Origin of the sequence: Amycolatopsis sp. NPDC004625, assembly GCF_040609695.1 — a bacterium.
Classification (GTDB): domain Bacteria; phylum Actinomycetota; class Actinomycetes; order Mycobacteriales; family Pseudonocardiaceae; genus Amycolatopsis.
In genome coordinates, this window is record NZ_JBEXKX010000043.1 from 34,799 (window position 1) to 52,486 (window position 17,688).

Here is a 17,688-nt window from a genome sequence, read left to right on the forward strand (position 1 = left end):
CGTCCTCCATGAGACGTCGCCGAGCGCCAGCGTCGACGGCAAGCCGAGGGTTCGACACGGCCGGCGCTGGCATGGACCCTGTACCGAGCGACACGCTAGCCGGGCAGCAATGCACGTCTCACATGACGCTCACCACAGAGGGTGTGGATTGCGGGAGTGTATTGGTATCGCAACCAGCGTCTTCACGCCGTCCCGGGGACGGTACATTCCGTTACCTTGTGAGCCTCCTCACTTGAACGATCACTCTGTTGCCGATCCGTTGGCGCAGTTGGGGATGCCGGAACTGTCGGACCCCTGTGCCAAGCTCGGCGGGTGGACGAAACACGTGGGCAGCGGCTGCTGAGGCGGGTGACCGCCGGCATCCCGTCGCGCGAGCACCCGGTCACGCACGTCGCGGACCTGCCGGGCCGTCCCGCGCGCTACGCAGAGTGGCCGTTGTGGGCGGATCCGGCGGTTGTCGCTGCGCTGCGTGACTGCGGGGTTTCGGCGCCCTGGGCCCACCAGGCCGAGGCGGCTTCGCACGCGTACGAGGGCCGGCACGTCGTGGTCTCGACGGGCACGGCGTCGGGCAAGTCGCTGGCGTACCAGCTGCCGGTGCTCTCCCGGCTCGCGGCGGGCGAGAAGGCGAACGCGCTGTACCTGTCGCCGACCAAGGCGCTGGGCGCGGACCAGCTGCGGTCGGTGTCCTCTTTGGACGTACCCGGGGTGCGGGCGGCGTCGTTCGACGGGGACACCCCGATGGCGGAGCGCGACTGGGTGCGCGCGCACGCGAACTGGGTGTTCACCAACCCGGACATGCTGCACCGCGGGATCCTCTCGGCACACGGCCGGTGGGCGACGTTCTTCCGGCGGCTCAGGTACGTGGTCGTCGACGAGTGCCACAGCTATCGCGGCGTCTTCGGCTCGCACGTCGCGTTGCTGCTTCGCCGGCTTCGGAGGGTGGCTGAGCACTATGGCGCTTCGCCGGTGTTCGTGCTCGCGTCGGCGACGACTGCTTCGCCGGCTTCGTTCGCTTCGCGGCTGACGGGCGTGTCTTGCGTCGCCGTGACTGAGGACGCGTCGCCGCGCGGCGCCCGGACGGTGGCGTTGTGGGAGCCGCCGCTGCTGGAGGAGCTGACCGGGGAGAACGGCGCGCCGGTCCGGCGGCCGGCGGGTGCGGAGGCGTCGCGGATCCTCGCCGACCTGGTCGTGGAAGGTGCGCGGTCACTGGCCTTCATCCGCTCGCGGCGGGGCGCGGAGCTGGCCGCGCTGGGGGCGCGCCGGATATTGTCCGAAGTGGACCCCGCGTTGGCGGAAACCGTTGCGGCGTATAGGTCTGGTTACCTTCCGGAAGAGCGTCGGGCGCTCGAGGCGGCGTTGTTGTCGGGGCGTCTGCTGGGGGTCGCGACGACGAACGCGCTGGAGCTCGGCGTCGACATCGCGGGGCTGGACGCTGTGGTGCTGGCGGGCTACCCGGGCACGCTCGCGTCGTTCTGGCAGCAGGCCGGGCGCGCGGGCCGATCGGGCGACTCGGCGCTGGTGGTGTTCGTCGCGCGGGACGACCCGCTCGACACGTACCTGGTGCACCACCCGGCGGCGCTGCTGTCCCGGCCGGTGGAGACAGCGGTGCTCGACCCCACGAACCCGTACGTGCTGGCGCCGCAGCTGGCGTGCGCGGTGGCCGAGCTGCCGCTGACGGTGCCGGAGCTGGAGGTGTTCGGCGGCGCGGCGGCCCAGGAGGTGCTGGCCGAGCTGGCGGAGCAGAAGCTCCTGCGGCGCCGGTCGAGCGGCTGGTACTGGACGTCGCGGGACCGCCCGCACGCCGAAGTCGGCATCCGCGGCACGGGCGGCGAGCAGATCGCGGTGGTCGAGTCGGACTCGGGCCGGATGCTCGGAACGGTCGACCCGGGCTCGGCGTGCTTCGCGGTCCACCCGGGCGCGGTGTACCTGCACCAGGGGTCGTCGTACGTCGTCGACGAGCTGGATCTGGAGACCGGGCTGGCGCTGGTGCACGCGGAGAACCCGGACTGGACGACGACACCGCGTGAGGTCGTGGACATCTCGGTGCTGAGCACCCAGGAGAAGCAGGATTACGGAGGGGTGAGCGTCTGCCTCGGCGAGGTGGCGGTGACGTCCCAGGTGGTGGGGTACCTGCGGCGGCGGCCGTCCGGGGAGGTGCTGGACCACACGCCGCTCGACCTGCCGGAGCAGAGCCTGCACACGCGAGCGGTTTGGTACACGGTTTCGTCGGAGCTGCTGGGGCCGGCTGCCGGGGGTGGGAAGGGGTGGCGTGGCGGTGCGCGCGGTGCCGGAGATGCGAGCAGTTCAGCCGGTGCCGGTGCCGGCGGCGCCGACGTAGCGGGCGGCTCGGGTGATGCGCTGGGCTCCGCCGGGGTGGATTGCTCCGGTGTGGCGGTGAGCCCTTCGGCTGCGGGAGGCTTGAACGCTGCTGGAGCAAGGAGCGAATCCATTGCCGCAGGTGACTCAGCGGCTTCGGCGACCGTCGGCGGTTCCAGCTCAGCGGGTTCGGCGACCGCCGGTGACTCCGCGGCGTCGGCGGCTGCCGGTGGCTCCAGCTCAGCGGCGTCGGCCACCGTCGGCGGCTCCGCGAGCCACTTCCGCGCAGCGGCCGGCTCAGCGGCTGCCGGCGGCTCCGGCTTTTCGGGTGATGGTGAGGCGGGGACCGGGGGCCATCGGGTGGGGACCGAATCTGCGGGGCCGGTGGGGACCGGGGAGGAACCCCTGGCGAGCGGTCGGGGGCCCGCTCACGAGGGTGGCAGGGCACCGGGGGGTGCCGGATTGGTTCCGGCACGGGTCCCCGGTGCCCTGCATGCCGCCGAGCACGCGGCGATCGGCCTGCTACCGCTGTTCGCTACGTGCGACCGGTGGGACATCGGCGGGGTGAGTACCGCGTGGCACGAAGACACCGGGGAGGCGACGGTGTTCGTGCATGACGGGCATCCCGGGGGTGCGGGATTTGCCGAACGCGGTTATGCCGCGATTGTCCCGTGGCTGGCCGCAACGCGGGAGGCGATCGTCTCCTGCGAGTGCCCGACGGGTTGCCCGTCCTGCGTCCAGTCGCCGAAGTGCGGGAACGGCAACGATCCGCTGGACAAGGCGGGGGCAGTGGCTGTTCTGGACACCGTGCTCGGGGCGTTGCGTCAACACGGCGCCTAGGACGGCCACATCGTGGTTCATGGAGTTGTGTCGTACTCCGCCTCGGCCGGGCTGGGACCGGCCGGCGGCGGTGGTCGGGTGGATCAGGCCGCGCCGGACTGGACCAGCTGCGGGGCGTGCTCGCCGGCCAGGGCGCGCACGAGAACGCCGTGCACCTCGGCGGCGTCCGGCAGCTGCCAGCCGCACACCTCGGGCTTCACGCGCCAGTGCACGACACCGTGCTGGAACGGCGAAGGCGGCAGCGGGATGTAGCTGTCCTTGCCGTGCCACTGGATGGCGGCGCGCTCGGCCAGCTCGGCCGGAACGCTGTCGGCGACGGTGGTGAGGAACAGCCAGCGGCCGTTCGGCAGCGCGATGATCGGCGCCGGGTGGCCGAGGGCGCGGAGGAGGCGGCAGGCGCGCTTGCCGAGTTCGTCGTCGACCTCGATGGCGTCGAGCACGGTGCCGGTGGCGACGAGCAGGCTGTGCGTGCGGTCGGAGAACCAGGTGGCGACCTCGTGGGCGTGGGTGCCCAGCTGCTCACGCCAGGCGTCGCTGGCCGGAACGGGACGGCGCCAGGTGAGGTCGTCGCCGTCGGTGAGCGGAGCGGGGTTGACGCCCGGGAGCACCGGCCAGCCGCGCCAAGCGAGTCCGATCGCCTCCGCCCGCAGTTCGATGCGGAAGGCGCCGCGCCAGCTGTCCGGCCAATTCGCGTCCAACATTGTCTTCCTGCCTTAAGGTTCCGGTTCGCCGCGACCCGGCTAAACCCTGCCGTGGTGTCGCACATCTCACTTAACGGCAAGTTGCACATTGCCCGGAACCCCCGCGCGACAACCGGTGGTTACGGGGCGATGAACGCCCAGTGATCCATACGGCCCGACCGAACGCCCGGGCGCGGATGGACGGTAAACGGCAACCACACACGGACCGTTCGTCGCGCGAAAGCCCAGGATCCTTCGCTTTTCGAAGGCGCGGTCAGGGGCCGGCGTGCCCCCCTTCGGCCCAGGTGAGCAGCGGATTCGACCGCTCGCCGTGCACCAACGACCGCTGCCCGTGACAATCGGCCGCTCATCGCCAGGCCCGGCGGACCAGCCGGTCACCGCCGCATACCGACCGGTCGGCGTCCGGCGGACGGCACCGCCGGGCGCGCCGCGGAGGCGAGGGCCGCCCAAACGGCGGGGGCCGACCGCGGGGCCGCTCGGACGCAGGCGGGTGGTCGACGTGTGAGCCCGCGCCACCCCTCAGGTAGCCATGGGTGGGCAGCCCCTTGAGATGAGGGCTAGCGGTTCCGGCGGCCTCCACGGTCAGCCGGTGGGGCCTGCTCGGGCACGGGCCGACGAGTTGGGCAGGCCGACGAGACCGGGGCTTGGTGCCTCGACCTCGACCAGGGCGTCCAGTCGCTGCCATCGGCAGGTCAGGAGCGTGACTCCCATCCGGGTCGTCACCCACCTTGCGCGTTCGCAGGCTTCGGTCGGGCCCTCCGCGGCGTGCGAAGCCGCGGCGAGGGCGGCCAGGTCGGCTGCCGACTCGGCTCGGTGGCGGGCGGTCACCGCCGCTGCCAGCCAGAATGCCAGCACTGCTACTCCGGCCAGGGCCGTTACCGCCAGCGCTGTCCAGATCGTCGCCGCTCCGCTGTCGGGTGGTGGGTGGTCAGCCTGGGGCATTCGCCGCCTCCGTTCCTGGCTCGGCCACCGCGTATGCCGTGGCGTTCAGGTGCACCGCCGGGAGGAGGCCGCCTGCCGGGAGGGCCGTCACCTGCACCGTGATGGTGTCGCCGACGTGCTGGAACGTCAGGTTCGCGCCCGGTGGCGCGATCTGGTGGACCGCCGCTGCGGCCTCATGGGGTTGGCCCCTGGCCAGCAGCCGCGCAGCCTCGTGGGCTGCGTCCGTGCAGCGCAACTGGCTCGTCAGGGTTGCGAGGCCCGCGATCAGCAGCACCGTGACCACCGTCAGGCCGGCCAGACCGAGCGCCGCCTCGACGGTCACCGAGCCTTCGTCGCGGCGGCTCATGACGGCACCGACAACGCCCTCATGACCAGGTTCGTCAGCCACGAGACGACCGAATCCCCGGTGAGCAGGGAGTAGAGGACCGCGGCGAAGGCCGCCACGGCGACGGTGACGATGGCGTACTCGACCGTCGTGGAGCCGTCATCCGACCGAGGTCGGCGGCGGAACGTGCGCATGGGGTTTCCCTTCAGTCTTGTGGTCAGAGGAGCGGGCCGAGCCGTCCGGCCAGGCCGAGGACGACCGGCAGCACGCCCAGGCAGAAGAAGGCGGGCAGGAAACACAGGCCGACCGGCAGGGCCAGCGCCACGCCGGCCCGCTCGGCGCGCTCCTCCGCTTCGGTGGACAGCTCGTCGCGGATCCGGCCGGCGAGGTCGCCTGCTGATGCGGCGAAGGCGGCACCTGACCGGGACGTCCGGATCGCCGCGGCCGCCAGCTCGCCGAGGCCCGGGACCGTTCGCACCGGCGCCCACGCCTCGTCCGGCCGGGAGCCGAGAGCGAGCAGCCCGGCGGTGGAACTCAGCGCCGCATCGACGGGGACGGGCGCCGTGCCGGCCACGGCGTCAAGGGCCGACGGCACCGGCAGCCCGGCGCGCAAGCACGCGGCGAGGAGGTCGAGCGTGCCTGCCAGCCGCAACTTGGCGGCGATGTCCATGGCCGGTGGACGCGGACGGCGGGCCCGGCGGATCGCCCACCAGCCGCTCGCGGTGAGGATCGCGCCCAGCGCCGCGCCGGTGATTCCGCCGATCAGGACCGCTGCGGAGGCGCCGCCGATGATGACCGCCGTGTGGGGGACGGCGCGGTGCCACGTCCGGGCGGGGTCGGGTTTCGCGGCGCCGGTCAGCCAGGAGAAGCGCCGCGCGACTGTGTTGTCCGGCCAGCTGAGCAGGGCTCCGACGAATAAGAGGAGGGCGGCCGCGGTCATCGGACACGCACCTTTGCCGTCAGGGCTCGGCACCAGGCCGTGCCGGCCCAAAGCAGGGTGCTGCCCGTGACCAGCAGGATCTGACCGGGCGTGCTGTCTGCCAGCACGGGGAGCGGCGCTGCGCCCATGAGCTGGCCCAGCAGCACGCACAGGGCCGGGAGGGCGGTGAGCACCGCCGCGCTCGCCTGGGGGCCGGCCAGCTTTGCGCGGGCTCGGCGGGCGAAGGTCAGGGCTGCTTCGGCGTCGCGGCGGGTTGCGTCCAGGGCGTCGGCCATCGGGAGGCCGTGGCGCTTGGCCAACTTCCAGGCTGCTGCCAGCTGTGGGAAGGCCGGTGCGCTCAGCTCAGTGTCGAGGCGGGCCGCCGTTGCCAGGGCTTGGAGGTCGGCCGCCAGCGGCGGGACGGCGGCCCCTGCTGCTTCTGCCGCCGTTACCGGGTGGGCTCCCGTTCGGAGCTCCGCCACCATCGTCCGCAACGCCGTTGCCGTTTGCGCCGCCGTTGTCAGGTCTGCCGTGGCTCGGCGGTGGGCTCGCCATTCCTGGCGCCACGCCAGCGTGAGGACGCCGGCCGCGATCGCGCCACCGGGACCGGCGAGCAGTCCCGCGAGGGCGGCCGGGAGCAGCCAGCGGATGGTGCGCCACACGTCGGGGATCCGGACCTTCGCCGGTGGCTCGAGCGCCGCCTGGAGGCGGGTCGGTGCTGCGGGCCAGCAGGCCAGGGCCGCTCCCGCGCACAGCGGGACCCATGGGGTGATCATCACTGCCTCCTGGTCAGCAGAGAGATGCCGTTGCGAAGAGGTGGCGGTCGACCGTCCAGCGGCCTGCGCGCCACACCGGCACGACCCGAGCACGGCCGCGCTCGGTGCGGAGTACGCCGACTTCCGCCAGGCGTCGACGGCCGCCCGGTTCGCGCCGCATGTGCAGCACCACGCGGATCGCCGCGACCAGCTGGCTGTGCACCGCGTCGCGGCCGAGGCCGCCGAGTGCGGCCAGCGCCTCGATGCGGGCCGGCACCTCGGCCGGGGAATTGGCGTGGACCGTGCACGCGCCGCCGTCGTGGCCGGTGTTGAGCGCCGTGAGCAGGGCGCCGACCTCGGCGCCGCGGACCTCGCCGACCACCAGCCTGTCCGGGCGCATGCGCAGCGCTTGGCGCACGAGCTCGGGCAGGCCGACCGCGCCCGCACCCTCCACATTGGCCGGACGGGCGAGCAGGCTGACGAACTGCGGGTGCGCCGGCCGGAGCTCGCCGGCGTCTTCGACGCAGACGATCCGCTCGGCCGGGTCGACTGCGCCCAGCAGCGCGGCTAGGAGTGTGGTCTTGCCCGCGCCCGTGCCGCCGGTGACGAGGAAGGCCATCCGCCGCGAGACGACGGTTCGGAGGAGTTTCGCGCCCTCGGCGTCGAACGCGCCCAGTTCGCCGAGGGTGGTGAGGTCGTGCGTCGCCGGGCGGAGGATGCGGAGGGACAGGCACGTGCCACCGGCCGCGATCGGCGGGAGGACGGCGTGCAGGCGGATGCGGCCGTGGGGGCCGGAGCCGGGTAGCCAGCCGTCCACGTACGGCTGGGCGTCGTCGAGGCGCCGGCCCGCCACGAGGGCGAGGCGCTGGGCGAGCCGGCGGACGGACTCCTCGCCGTCGAACCGGATGCCGGTGCGCGTGAGGCCGGCCGGGCCGTCCGTCCAGACCTCGTCCGGGCCGGTGACGAGCACGTCGGTGGTCGCCGGGTCGTCGAGGAGCGGGGCCAGCGGGCCGGGCCCGACGAACTCGTCGCGGGCCTGGCGGGCCGCGTCGAGCGCGGCGTCGTGGCCGAGGACGCCGCCGGCTTCGGCGCGGACCGCGGTGGCGACGGCGATCGGGTCGGCCTGGCGGCGGTCGCCGGCGAGGCGGTTGCGGACGCGGTCGACGAAGTCGGTTGTCATGAGGTCACCGCCTTGGCTGGGTTGCGGGTCGGGGTGACACGGGTGCTCTGCGCACGCGGGCCAGCGGCTTTCGCCGGGGCCTGTGGTGCGTGGGCCGTGACGCGGGTGCGGGCACGCATCGCCGGCGGGCCGGGCTCCTCCGCACCAGCGGCCCCAGCCGACGCTCCGGGCGGGCTGACGCAAGCCGTGACGCGAGTGCCGGCACGAGCCTCCGCGGGACTTGCCGGGCGCGACGGTGCTCGGGGCGGTTCAGGCGGCGACGCAGGACCGGCGGGCCCGGCTGCCGTTTCGGGTGGGTGGCCGGGCGCGGATGCCAGCAGCGTTGAGAAGTTCGCCGCGCTCTGGGCACCTCTTGTTGTCAGGTGCAGGACCGTTGGGAGCAGGAGCTCGCCCACCGCGACCGGGCGGCTTGGCGGGCGGAGGTCGGCGGGTGTCGTCATCGGGAGGCCGTCCGGGCTTCGTGACGGGCCGTGGCCAGGACCCTCGCCGCCGCTTCGGCCAGGGGGCCTGATGGCTTGGCCGGGAACTCGCCGCGCTCCACCTCGGCTGCCAGGCCGCGCTCCGGGCGCATTGTGGCCAGGAGGGGCGGGCCGAGGAGGGCCGCCGTTCTGGTGGCGGATGCTGCCCTCGACCGTCCACACGCGACCACGCCGAGGCGGGCCGTCAGGTCCGACAGACCGCGCAGGACCTGCTTTGCCGCCATGCAGGCTCGGACCTCCGTCGGCACCAGGAGGACCACCATGTCGGCCACCGCAACCGCTTCCGCGGCCGCGCCGCCGAGAGAGCGGGGCAGGTCGCACACCACCGTGCGGCCCGACCGGCGGCCCGCGGACACCACCGCCGACAGCGACTCGACCGCCGGCCCTTCGCCTTCTTTACCGCACGCGAGGACCGGGAGGCTGCCGCCGCGATGTCTCCGGTGTGGCAGGACCGCCGCCAGGGACGACACCGAGATGCGGCCGCTCAAACGGACGTTGGGCCAGCGGGGGCCGGGGGTCTTTTCCAAGCCCAGCAACACATCCAGGCCGCCGCCGAGCGGGTCGCAGTCCACCAGCAGGGCGCCGCCCGGGGCACGGTCGGCCGCCAGGGCCAGCGCCGCCGCGAAGACGGATGCGCCCGCGCCGCCCCGGCCGCCGACCACGCCGAGCACCAGCCCGGCCTCCTCCGCCGGGGTCTCGACGACGTCGGCGAACGTGCCGGCGAGCTCGGTCTCCTCGTCCGGCAACGAAATCACGCGCTCGATGCCGCAGCGGAACGCGTGCTCCCACGTCGCCGTGCCCGGGCTGCCCTTGCAGACCAGGACGACCCCGCTGCGCCGCGGCAGCACGGGTGCCAGCCGCGCGGTTTCCTCGTCGAGCACCACCAGTGGCGCCCGTGCCCAGTGCCCGCGGGCCGCGGTCAGGTCCGGTGCCCGGTCGAGTTCGCAGCCCGCGACCGCCGCCACGCGCAGTATCTCGTCGAGCACGGTTTCGTCCGCGGCGACCACCAGCGGTCGTTCCCCCGTCATGCGTTCCTCCCCCGTCGTCGGTGCGGGCCGTGGGTGGCCCGGCTTCCACCGTCGCGGGCGGGGGTGGGGCGGCACAACGGGGTGGGTGGCCGGCTGTGGACAACCGGGGTGTTGTGGACAACTTGTGCCCGGGAACCGCTCGCCGGGCGGTTCTGTCGGTGGGGTGTGGCAGGATCGCGCCCGCCCGCGACGCACCTGCGGCGGAAACAAGCCCGGATATCCGCATCCGGCTTCGATCACCAACGGCACCCGCGCGGCGACGGAAATCGCCGAAGGTAAGAAGAAGGCAAGAAGATCGGCTCGGCCGGAATCCGCGCAGGGAAAAGGAAAGCCGCGAAGGCAAACGGAAGGTAAGAGGGCGGCCCCCGCCAGGGGGGAGGGACGGGGGCCGCCGTGGGTTCAGCCCCGGGGGGTCGGACTGAACCGGCCCGGTTGGACACCGGGCTCCCTCACTGTAACTCCGCCGAGCGCCGGTTCGCGCGGCGGGCGAGGCACACAGTTCGATAACGGCACAGCGCGCCCGAAGTGCCTGCCTGTCATGGATTTTCCGCCCGGCGCGACGCGCGCGTGGTGGATCAACGGGACGTGCCTCGATCAAGCTCCTATCCTGGGCGGGTGGCCGAACCGAGCAGCGCGCCGTCGCGCATCCGGAAGCCGGGCCCGGAGCACGCGGTGGCCGCGTTCTTCGACCTGGACAAGACGATCATCGCTTCCTCGAGCGCGTTGGCGTTCAGCAAACCCTTGCTCAAAGAAGGATTGATCAACCGCCGCGCCGCATTGCGGAGTGCGTACGCGCAACTGGTGTTCTCACTCGCCGGCGCCGACGAGAACAAGACCGAACGCCTGCGCGCCGAGGTTTCCGCGCTGTGCGCCGGCTGGGACGTCGCGCAGGTTTCCGCGATCGTGCGCGAGACGCTGCACGACGTCGTCGACCCGCTCGTGTACGCGGAGGCCGCGGAGCTGATCGCGCGCCACCGCGCGGACGGGCACGACGTGATCGTGCTGTCGGCGACCGGCGAGGAGGTCGTCGCGCCGGTTGCGGAGATGCTCGGGGCGAACCGGAGCGTCGCCACGCGGATGCAGATCGTCGACGGCCGGTACTCCGGCGAAGTCGACTTCTACTGCTACGGCGCCAACAAGGCCGTCGCCGCGAAGCAGCTCGCCGCCACGCACGGTTACGACCTCGCCGAGTGCTTCGCGTACACGGATTCGAGCACCGACATCCCGCTGCTCGAGGTCGTCGGGCACCCGCACGCGGTCAACCCGGACAAGCTCCTGCGGCGGGAGGCCCTCGACCGCGGCTGGCCGATCCTGGCCTTCGAGCGGCCGATGTCGCTGCGGACCCGGATCCCCACCCGATCGGCGGGAATCGTGGCGCTCGGCGTCGGCGCGGTGGCCGCCGGCGCGACCTGGTACGGCCTCAGCCGTCGCCGACGGTCCCGATAGCCGCACGGCCGCCACCCACACGGCCGTACGGCTGCGACTTTGCTTGGCCCAGCCCCGAATTGTCCGTCGCGCAGGGTGCCGATGTCACCCGATCCAGCCTCTGTACCGGTGCACCCGTACGCGCACTTGAAGTGACCGGGCTCACGGCGTAGAAAGTAGGTGCGGACGTTCGGTCGGCCAGGGAGCAGGTAGAAGAGAAGCCTGTTCCACCCCGGCAAACCTCCGTGCGCGGACTCCGGGTACCCACGCGCAGCGCGCCGCGGGAGGCTCGTCGTCTAGGGACTGCGTAGTGGGACGCCACACGCCGAGTCCATGTAGGTACGACCAGAGTTGCACGCTTGGTCGCCCGAGAAGTTCGCGCTCTGCAGGCGGCGCCCGTGGCCATTGGCTACGGGCGCCGCCTCGTCTATTGGGGGGGTCGGCACCGCGGGCCTACGTGCGGAATCGGGCATCACGTGTGACCAGCCGGGCATCGGCCGTGATTGACGGGGCATCACGCGTGACTGGAGGGGCATCACGCGTTAGGGGGGCGGAACTGGGGGTTTCACTCGTTCGGCCGCAGGTGGCCGGGCCTTTCTACCGATCCGGGTACGACTGGCGCGTTCGCGCGGTCGGTCGATGGACAGCGCCGGATTCGGTGAGTAGCTTCCCGATACTGGCGCCTCCGAGTGGACTTCTGACGTCCCGACCGGCGCCCGCTACTTTCTGGGAGGCTGGTCGTGACGACCCGAAATCGGAGGTTCCATGCGCTCGCCCTGCCCGTTGCGGGGGTGCTCGCCCTCACCGGTGTGGGTGTCGCGACCGCGGCGAGCTCACCCGCGGTGAGCGCGGAAGCCGCGGCGACGCAGGCGCTGCGCGGGCTGACGCTCGAGCAGAAGGTCGGGCAGCTGTTCGTCACCTGGGTGAACGGCAAGACCGCCGACGAGGTCAACCCCAAGAACCAGGCCGACTTCGGCGTCGACACCCCGGCTCAGGTCATCCGGAAGTACCACCTCGGCGGGGTCATCTACTTCAACAACGACACGCGCGACAACTTCGACGACCCCGTCCAGGTCGCGAAGCTCTCGAACGGCCTCCAGCAGGCCGCCGTCGGCAGCGGGGCGCACATCCCGCTGCAGATCGGGGCCGACCAGGAGGGTGGCACCGTGACCCGGATGGGCGCGCCGGCCACCGAGTTCCCGAACTCGATGGCCATCTCGGCCGGGCGGGACCCGAGCCGGGCCACCAAGGCCGCCACGATCCTCGGGCACGAACTGCGGGCCGTCGGGATCAACCAGGACTTCGCGCCCGACTCGGACGTCAACTCGAACCCGGCCAACCCGGTCATCGGGGTGCGCTCGTTCGCCGGGCAGCCCGGCCTCGCGAGCCAGTTCGTCACCGCCGAGGTCAAGGGCTACCAGGACGCCGACCTGCCCACGAAGACCGTCGCCGCGACGGCCAAGCACTTCCCCGGCCACGGTGACGCCGCCACCGACAGCCACACCGGCCTGCCGCGGATCGACCGCACCGAGCAGGCGTGGCGCGACATCGACGTGCCGCCGTTCAAGGCCGCCATCAAGGCCGGCATCGACTCGATCATGACCGCGCACATCCAGTTCCCCAGCCTCGACCCGTCGCTGGAACCCGCGACGCTGTCGAAGCCGATCGTCACCGGCAAGCTGCGGGGCGAGCTCGGCTACAACGGCGTCGTCATCACCGACTCCCTCGAGATGCAGGGCGTGCGCGAGATGCACAGCGACGCCGAAATCCCCGTCCTCGCGCTGAAGGCCGGCGTCGACCAGCTGCTGATGCCGGTGCACCTCGACGTCGCGATCAACGCGGTCCTGGCCGCCGTCAGGTCCGGTGACATCCCGATGTGGCGGATCGACCAGAGCGTGCTGCGCGTGCTGAAGCTGAAGTTCGAGCGCGGCATCCTGTTCTCGCCCTTCGTCGACCCGAACCGCGTGATGAAGACGGTCGGCACGCCGTCGAGCCTCAAGACCGCGCAGGACATCGCCGACCGCGGCATCACGGCCATCGCGAACGACGCCGGCGTCCTGCCGCTGACGCAGAAGCCCGCGACCGCGCTCGTCACCGGCTGGGGCGTCTCCACGACGGCGTCCCTCGCGCAGAAGCTGACGGCCCACGGCACCGCCGCGACGGCCTACCAGACCGGCCAGGCCCCGACCGACGCCCAGATCGCGCAGGCCGTCGCGAACGCCGGGGCCGCCGACCTGGTCGTCGTGCTGACCAACAACGTCGGCGCCTTCCCCCGGCAGACCAAGCTGCTCGACGCCCTCCAGGCCACCGGCAAGCCGGTCGTCGCGGTCGCCGCGCAGATCCCGTACGACGCCGGCTACCCGACCACCGTGAAGACCTGGCTGGCCACCTACGGCTACATCACGCCGACCCTCGAAGCGCTGGCCAAGGTCATCCTCGGCGAGACGAAACCGGTCGGGAAGCTGCCCGTCGACATCCCGGCGGGGGCCGACCTGCAGACCGTGAAGTACCCGTTCGGCCACGGGCTGACCTGGTGAACCTCAACCGGCGCCACTTCCTCGGCGCGAGCGCGCTCGCCGTCCCGGCTCTGGCGGGCGGCTCCGCCGTGGCCGGGGCACAGCCGGAGCAGACCGAAAGCCACGGCCGCGTCCTCACCGGCGCGGAGCAGCTGGCCGCACAGGGCTGGCGCACCTTCGAGGGCCGCAAGCTCGGCGTGCTGTCCAACCCGACCGGCGTGCTGCTGAACGGCGACCACATCGTCGACTCGATGGTCGCGGCCGGTGTCAAGCCGGTCGCGGCCTTCGGGCCCGAGCACGGCTTCCGCGGCAGCGCGCAGGCCGGCGGGTCCGAGGGCGACTACACCGACCCGAGGACCGGCGTCCCGGTGTACGACGCGTACGGCGTCGACGTCACGAAGCTCGCTTCGCTGTTCACCAAGGCCGGCGTCGACACGGTCGTGTTCGACATCGCCGACGTCGGCGCGCGCTTCTACACCTACATCTGGTCGCTCTACACCGCGATGGCCGCCGCCGCGAAGGCGAACGCGGCCCTCGTCGTGCTCGACCGGCCGAACCCGCTCGGCGGCCGCGCGGCCGGGCCGGTGCTCGACCCGAAGTTCGCCTCCGGGATCGGGAGACAACCCATCGCCCAGCAGCACGGCATGACCGTCGGCGAGCTCGCCCGCTTCTTCGCCGGGGAGTTCCTGCCGGACGAAAAACTCCAGCTCGAGGTCGTCCAGGTACGCGGCTGGCAGCGCGACACGCTCTTCGCGCGGACCGGGCTGAACTGGGTGCTCCCGAGCCCGAACATGCCGACGCCGGACACCGCGCTCGTCTACCCGGGCACCGGGATGTTCGAAGGCACGGTCTTCTCCGAGGGCCGCGGCACGACCCGGCCGTTCGAGATCATCGGCGCGCCGGGGCTCGACTGGCGCTGGCGCGAGAAGCTCGAAGCCGAGCGGCTGCCCGGGGCGAAGTTCCGCGAGACCTACTTCGTCCCGACGTTCAGCAAGTTCGTCAACCAGACCTGCGGGGGCGTGCAGGTGAGCGTCGAGGACCCGCGGGCCTTCGACGCGATCCGGACCGCGGTCGCCATGCTCGTCACGGCGAAGGCGCTGCACCCGGACGTCTTCGCCTGGCGCCCCGACAACTACATCGACAAGCTCTCCGGCTCCGATCGCCTGCGGACCATGGTCGACGCCGGTGCGGGCGTCGACGAGGTCACCGGGGCCTGGCGGGCCGAGCTGGCCGAGTTCGACCGGAAACGTCGTCGCTACCTGCTCTACCGCTGAGGGGGAGACTCATGCGTGCTAGGAAGGTCCTCGTCGCGGCCACCGGAGTGCTGGTCGCGCTGACCACCTTGACTTCGGGAGCCGGCGCCATCACGAGCCACGATCCGGCGGCCGGGCGCTTCGACCGGCCGCAGCACGGGTTCGCCCCGCCGTGGACGACGCTGCGCGACGGCCGCCCGCAGGACGTCAACCTGGATCCGGCGCCGATGAAGGCGGCCGAGGACTTCCTGGCGAGCTGGACGAAGCCGGACGCCACCGGGCACCCGCACTTCTCCGGCGCGGTGGGCCTGCTCGCGCACGACGGCGTGGTGGTCGACCGGTACGCCGTCGGCGGGGCGCTGCGGTACGCCGACGCCCAGGGCACCGAACTGCCCGCCGACCAGCAGGTCCCGATGCGCAACGACACCATCTTCGACATGGCGTCGATCTCGAAGCTGTTCACCTCGATCGCCGTCCTCCAGCTGGCCGAACGCGGGCAGCTGACCATCGACACGCCCGTGTCGAAGTTCTTCCCGGAGTTCGCGACCGGCGACAAGGCCGCCATCACGGTCAAGATGCTGCTCACGCACGTCTCCGGGTTCGACGCCGACCCGATCCCGTCGCTGTGGGCGGGCTACCCGGACATCCCGTCGCGCCGGCAGGCCGTGCTGGACAGCCCGCTGAAGAACAAGCCGGGCACGACGTACCTCTACTCGGACATCAACCTGCTGACCCTCGGCTTCATCGTCGAGAAGCTGACCGGGCAGCCCCTCGACAAGGTCGTCCACGACCGGATCACCGCGCCGCTGGGCATGGCCGACACCGGCTACAACCCGCCCGCGGCGAAGCTGGCCCGTGTCGCCGCGACCGAGTTCGAGGCGAACCCGCCCCGCGGGATGGTGCGCGGCAGCGTCCACGACGAGAACGCCTGGTCGCTGGGCGGTGTCGCCGGGCACGCCGGGGTGTTCAGCACCGCGAACGACATGGCCGTCCTCGCCCAGACCATGCTCAACGGCGGCAGCTACCGCGGGCACCGGATCCTCCGCGAGGACACCGTCCGGCAGATGATGCTGACGAACTACAACCAGCAGTTCCCCGACGACGCGCACGGCCTCGGCTTCGAGCTCGACCAGCCCTGGTACATGGGTGCGCTGGCGTCGCCGGTGACCGCCGGGCACACCGGGTTCACCGGAACGACGCTGGTCATCGACCCGGAGTCGCGCTCGTTCGCGATCCTGCTGACCAACCGGGTGCACCCGACCCGGAACTGGGGCTCGATCAACACCGCCCGCCAGGTGTGGGCGACGTCGCTGGCCAGGGCGATGGCCGTGCGGCCGGTCGTCGGGAAGGACGCCTGGACGAGCACCCTGGGTAACGCCGGCGTCGCTACGCTGAGCACCCGGCCGTTCACCACGCAAAGTGATCAGGCGCGCGTCTCGTTCGCCGCCTTCGTGGATACCGAAGGCCCGAGTGATCCACTTCAGCTGCAGGCCAGCACCGACGGCGTTAACTGGCAACCGATCGCGTTATCGGTATCCGGGCCGGGGGCACCCTCCGGAGCTGTGACGTCGCTCTCCGGACACGGGCACCGCGCCTGGTGGCGGGCGGTGGGCACGCTGCCGCAGGGCGCGGCGGTGAGCCTGCGCTGGCGTTACAGCACCGACCCGAGTTACACGGGCCGGGGAGTTTCCGTGGACGGTGTGAAAGTCACCGAGAGCGGCCGATCACTCCTCGACGGTGAACGAGACCCCGCGGTTTTCGTCGCAGAGGGTTGGCAGTTGAGCTCTCGGTGACCGCCTGGTTGCCCACCGTCGACCGGACGCTCGAATTTACCGTCCGCTTGCCGCTTGCACCGCGACACTAAGTTGCCAAGTCGTTAGCTTGACCTCGTTAACAAGGTTGACCCTGTTGGCGACTTTCTGGTCAGTGATTAATCGCAAATCCAGATCCGCAGACACGGACGGGTTGCGATCCGACCGAAGGGTGTGGGTAGCCTTGTCGCAGATGCCAACGGTTAGTAACTTTCCGACGGTGAGTGATACCGAATCCGTAATCGGCACGGCACAGTCCGAGCCCGTATCGGTCCAGCCGACCGTGCGTGACGCCGACTCCAGCCCGCTGGTGCGGATCCGGTCCCTGCTCCCCGGCCTGGCCCGCGCCGAGCAGCGCGTGGCCAAGGTGGTGCTGGAAGACCCCGCGTCGGTGGCGCGGCGCAGCATCACCGAGGTGGCCCTGGCCGCCAACACGAGCGAGACCACGGTGACGCGGTTCTGCAAGGCCGTCGGCGTCGGCGGGTACCCGCAGCTGCGCATCGCGCTGGCCGCGGACACCGCGCGCACCGAGGCGCGCACCACGCGCAACCTCGGCGGCGAGATCGGCCCGGAGGACGACCTGGCCGCCGTGATCGGCAAGGTCAGCTTCGCCGACGCGCGCGCGGTCGAGGAGACGGCGGACCAGCTCGACGTCGCCACCCTGGAGCGGGTGATCGAGGTCGTCGCGAGCGCCGGCCGGGTGGACGTCTACGGCGTGGGCGCCAGCGCGTTCGTCGCCGCCGACCTGCAGCAGAAGCTGCACCGCATCGGCCGCGTGTGCTTCTCGTGGTCGGACACGCACATCATGCTCACCTCGGCCGCGGTGCTGAGCCCCGGTGACGTCGCGATCGGCGTCTCGCACACCGGCGCGACCACCGACACCGTCGAGGCGCTGCGCGTGGCGCGCGAGCACGGCGCGATCACCATCGCCGTGACGAACTTCCCGCGGTCCCCGATCACCGAGGTCGCCGACCACGTTTTGACGACCGCGGCCCGGGAAACCACGTTCCGTTCGGGGGCGACGGCGAGCCGCATCGCCCAGCTCACCGTCATCGACTGCCTGTTCATCGGCGTCGCGCAGCGGCACATGGACGCGTCGGTCAGCGCCCTGGACGCGACCAGGGACGCCGTCGGCTCGCACCGCTTGGGGGTCAGGCCGGACGGTCGTCGCCGTCCGCGGGAAACCGGCAAGTAATGC

At 72.0% G+C, this 17,688-nt stretch carries 14 protein-coding genes; 6 read left to right on the top strand and 8 right to left on the bottom strand.

Features of this window, described 5'->3' with window-relative positions; genetic code table 11:
* Positions 1-348: 348 nt before the first annotated feature.
* Complete coding sequence (locus tag ABZW17_RS35915) at positions 349-3,156, top strand: DEAD/DEAH box helicase (protein WP_354824113.1); 2,808 nt, start codon at positions 349-351, stop codon at positions 3,154-3,156.
* An 83-nt stretch (positions 3,157-3,239) separates the two neighbouring features.
* Here the strand turns inward: ABZW17_RS35915 and ABZW17_RS35920 are convergent, their stop codons facing one another.
* The 8 genes from ABZW17_RS35920 to ssd form a co-directional block, all read right to left on the bottom strand.
* Complete coding sequence (locus tag ABZW17_RS35920; RefSeq protein ID WP_354824027.1) at positions 3,240-3,857, bottom strand: bifunctional DNA primase/polymerase; 618 nt, start codon at positions 3,855-3,857, stop codon at positions 3,240-3,242.
* Positions 3,858-4,439: 582 nt separating this feature from the next.
* Complete coding sequence (locus ABZW17_RS35925) at positions 4,440-4,799, bottom strand: Rv3654c family TadE-like protein (RefSeq protein ID WP_354824029.1); 360 nt, start codon at positions 4,797-4,799, stop codon at positions 4,440-4,442.
* Positions 4,786-5,121, bottom strand: a complete 336-nt coding sequence (locus ABZW17_RS35930; RefSeq protein WP_354824115.1) for a TadE family type IV pilus minor pilin — start codon at positions 5,119-5,121, stop codon at positions 4,786-4,788. Before ABZW17_RS35930 ends, ABZW17_RS35925 begins: the two co-directional genes overlap by 14 nt.
* 20 nt (positions 5,122-5,141) lie before the next feature.
* On the bottom strand, positions 5,142-5,318 hold the full coding sequence (locus tag ABZW17_RS35935; RefSeq protein ID WP_354824031.1) for a DUF4244 domain-containing protein: 177 nt from the start codon (positions 5,316-5,318) through the stop codon (positions 5,142-5,144).
* 23 nt (positions 5,319-5,341) lie between these two features.
* A complete protein-coding gene (locus ABZW17_RS35940) occupies positions 5,342-6,064 on the bottom strand; it encodes a type II secretion system F family protein (RefSeq protein WP_354824033.1) in 723 nt (240 codons plus the stop codon).
* Entirely contained in the window at positions 6,061-6,819 is a 759-nt protein-coding gene (locus tag ABZW17_RS35945) for a type II secretion system protein (RefSeq protein ID WP_354824035.1), read from the bottom strand. The genes ABZW17_RS35940 and ABZW17_RS35945 overlap by 4 nt, the downstream gene beginning before the upstream one ends.
* A gap of 13 nt (positions 6,820-6,832) precedes the next feature.
* Entirely contained in the window at positions 6,833-7,978 is a 1,146-nt protein-coding gene (locus ABZW17_RS35950) for a TadA family conjugal transfer-associated ATPase (RefSeq protein ID WP_354824037.1), read from the bottom strand.
* A gap of 436 nt (positions 7,979-8,414) precedes the next feature.
* Entirely contained in the window at positions 8,415-9,485 is a 1,071-nt protein-coding gene (gene ssd, locus ABZW17_RS35955; protein WP_354824039.1) for a septum site-determining protein Ssd, read from the bottom strand.
* A 615-nt stretch (positions 9,486-10,100) separates the two neighbouring features.
* On the opposite strand from ssd, the gene ABZW17_RS35960 reads away from it, so the two are divergent.
* The 5 genes from ABZW17_RS35960 (at position 10,101) to ABZW17_RS35980 (ending at position 17,685) form a co-directional block, all read left to right on the top strand.
* Positions 10,101-10,931 (top strand): HAD family hydrolase, encoded by an 831-nt coding sequence (locus tag ABZW17_RS35960; RefSeq protein ID WP_003081661.1) that lies wholly within the window; start codon positions 10,101-10,103, stop codon positions 10,929-10,931.
* A 770-nt stretch (positions 10,932-11,701) separates the two neighbouring features.
* On the top strand, positions 11,702-13,447 hold the full coding sequence (locus ABZW17_RS35965) for a glycoside hydrolase family 3 N-terminal domain-containing protein (RefSeq protein WP_354824117.1): 1,746 nt from the start codon (positions 11,702-11,704) through the stop codon (positions 13,445-13,447).
* A complete protein-coding gene (locus ABZW17_RS35970) occupies positions 13,444-14,700 on the top strand; it encodes a DUF1343 domain-containing protein (protein ID WP_354824042.1) in 1,257 nt (418 codons plus the stop codon). The genes ABZW17_RS35965 and ABZW17_RS35970 overlap by 4 nt, the downstream gene beginning before the upstream one ends.
* Positions 14,701-14,711: 11 nt before the next feature.
* Entirely contained in the window at positions 14,712-16,472 is a 1,761-nt protein-coding gene (locus tag ABZW17_RS35975) for a serine hydrolase (protein WP_354824044.1), read from the top strand.
* A 211-nt stretch (positions 16,473-16,683) separates the two neighbouring features.
* Positions 16,684-17,685: a MurR/RpiR family transcriptional regulator gene (locus ABZW17_RS35980; protein ID WP_354824046.1), complete on the top strand. Its 1,002-nt coding sequence runs from the start codon at positions 16,684-16,686 to the stop codon at positions 17,683-17,685.
* The last annotated feature ends 3 nt before the right edge of the window (positions 17,686-17,688 follow it).

What these genes read in the sequence shown, in the direction of transcription:
- ABZW17_RS35920 (WP_354824027.1), bottom strand. Translation starts at nt 3,857, where the DNA reads ATGTTGGACGCGAATTGGCCGGACAGCTGGCGCGGCGCCTTCCGCATC.
- ABZW17_RS35925 (WP_354824029.1), bottom strand. Translation starts at nt 4,799, where the DNA reads ATGCCCCAGGCTGACCACCCACCACCCGACAGCGGAGCGGCGACGATC.
- ABZW17_RS35935 (WP_354824031.1), bottom strand. Translation starts at nt 5,318, where the DNA reads ATGCGCACGTTCCGCCGCCGACCTCGGTCGGATGACGGCTCCACGACG.
- ABZW17_RS35940 (WP_354824033.1), bottom strand. Translation starts at nt 6,064, where the DNA reads ATGACCGCGGCCGCCCTCCTCTTATTCGTCGGAGCCCTGCTCAGCTGG.
- ABZW17_RS35945 (WP_354824035.1), bottom strand. Translation starts at nt 6,819, where the DNA reads ATGATCACCCCATGGGTCCCGCTGTGCGCGGGAGCGGCCCTGGCCTGC.
- ABZW17_RS35950 (WP_354824037.1), bottom strand. Translation starts at nt 7,978, where the DNA reads ATGACAACCGACTTCGTCGACCGCGTCCGCAACCGCCTCGCCGGCGAC.
- ssd (WP_354824039.1), bottom strand. Translation starts at nt 9,485, where the DNA reads ATGACGGGGGAACGACCGCTGGTGGTCGCCGCGGACGAAACCGTGCTC.
- ABZW17_RS35975 (WP_354824044.1), top strand. Translation starts at nt 14,712, where the DNA reads ATGCGTGCTAGGAAGGTCCTCGTCGCGGCCACCGGAGTGCTGGTCGCG.
- ABZW17_RS35980 (WP_354824046.1), top strand. Translation starts at nt 16,684, where the DNA reads ATGCCAACGGTTAGTAACTTTCCGACGGTGAGTGATACCGAATCCGTA.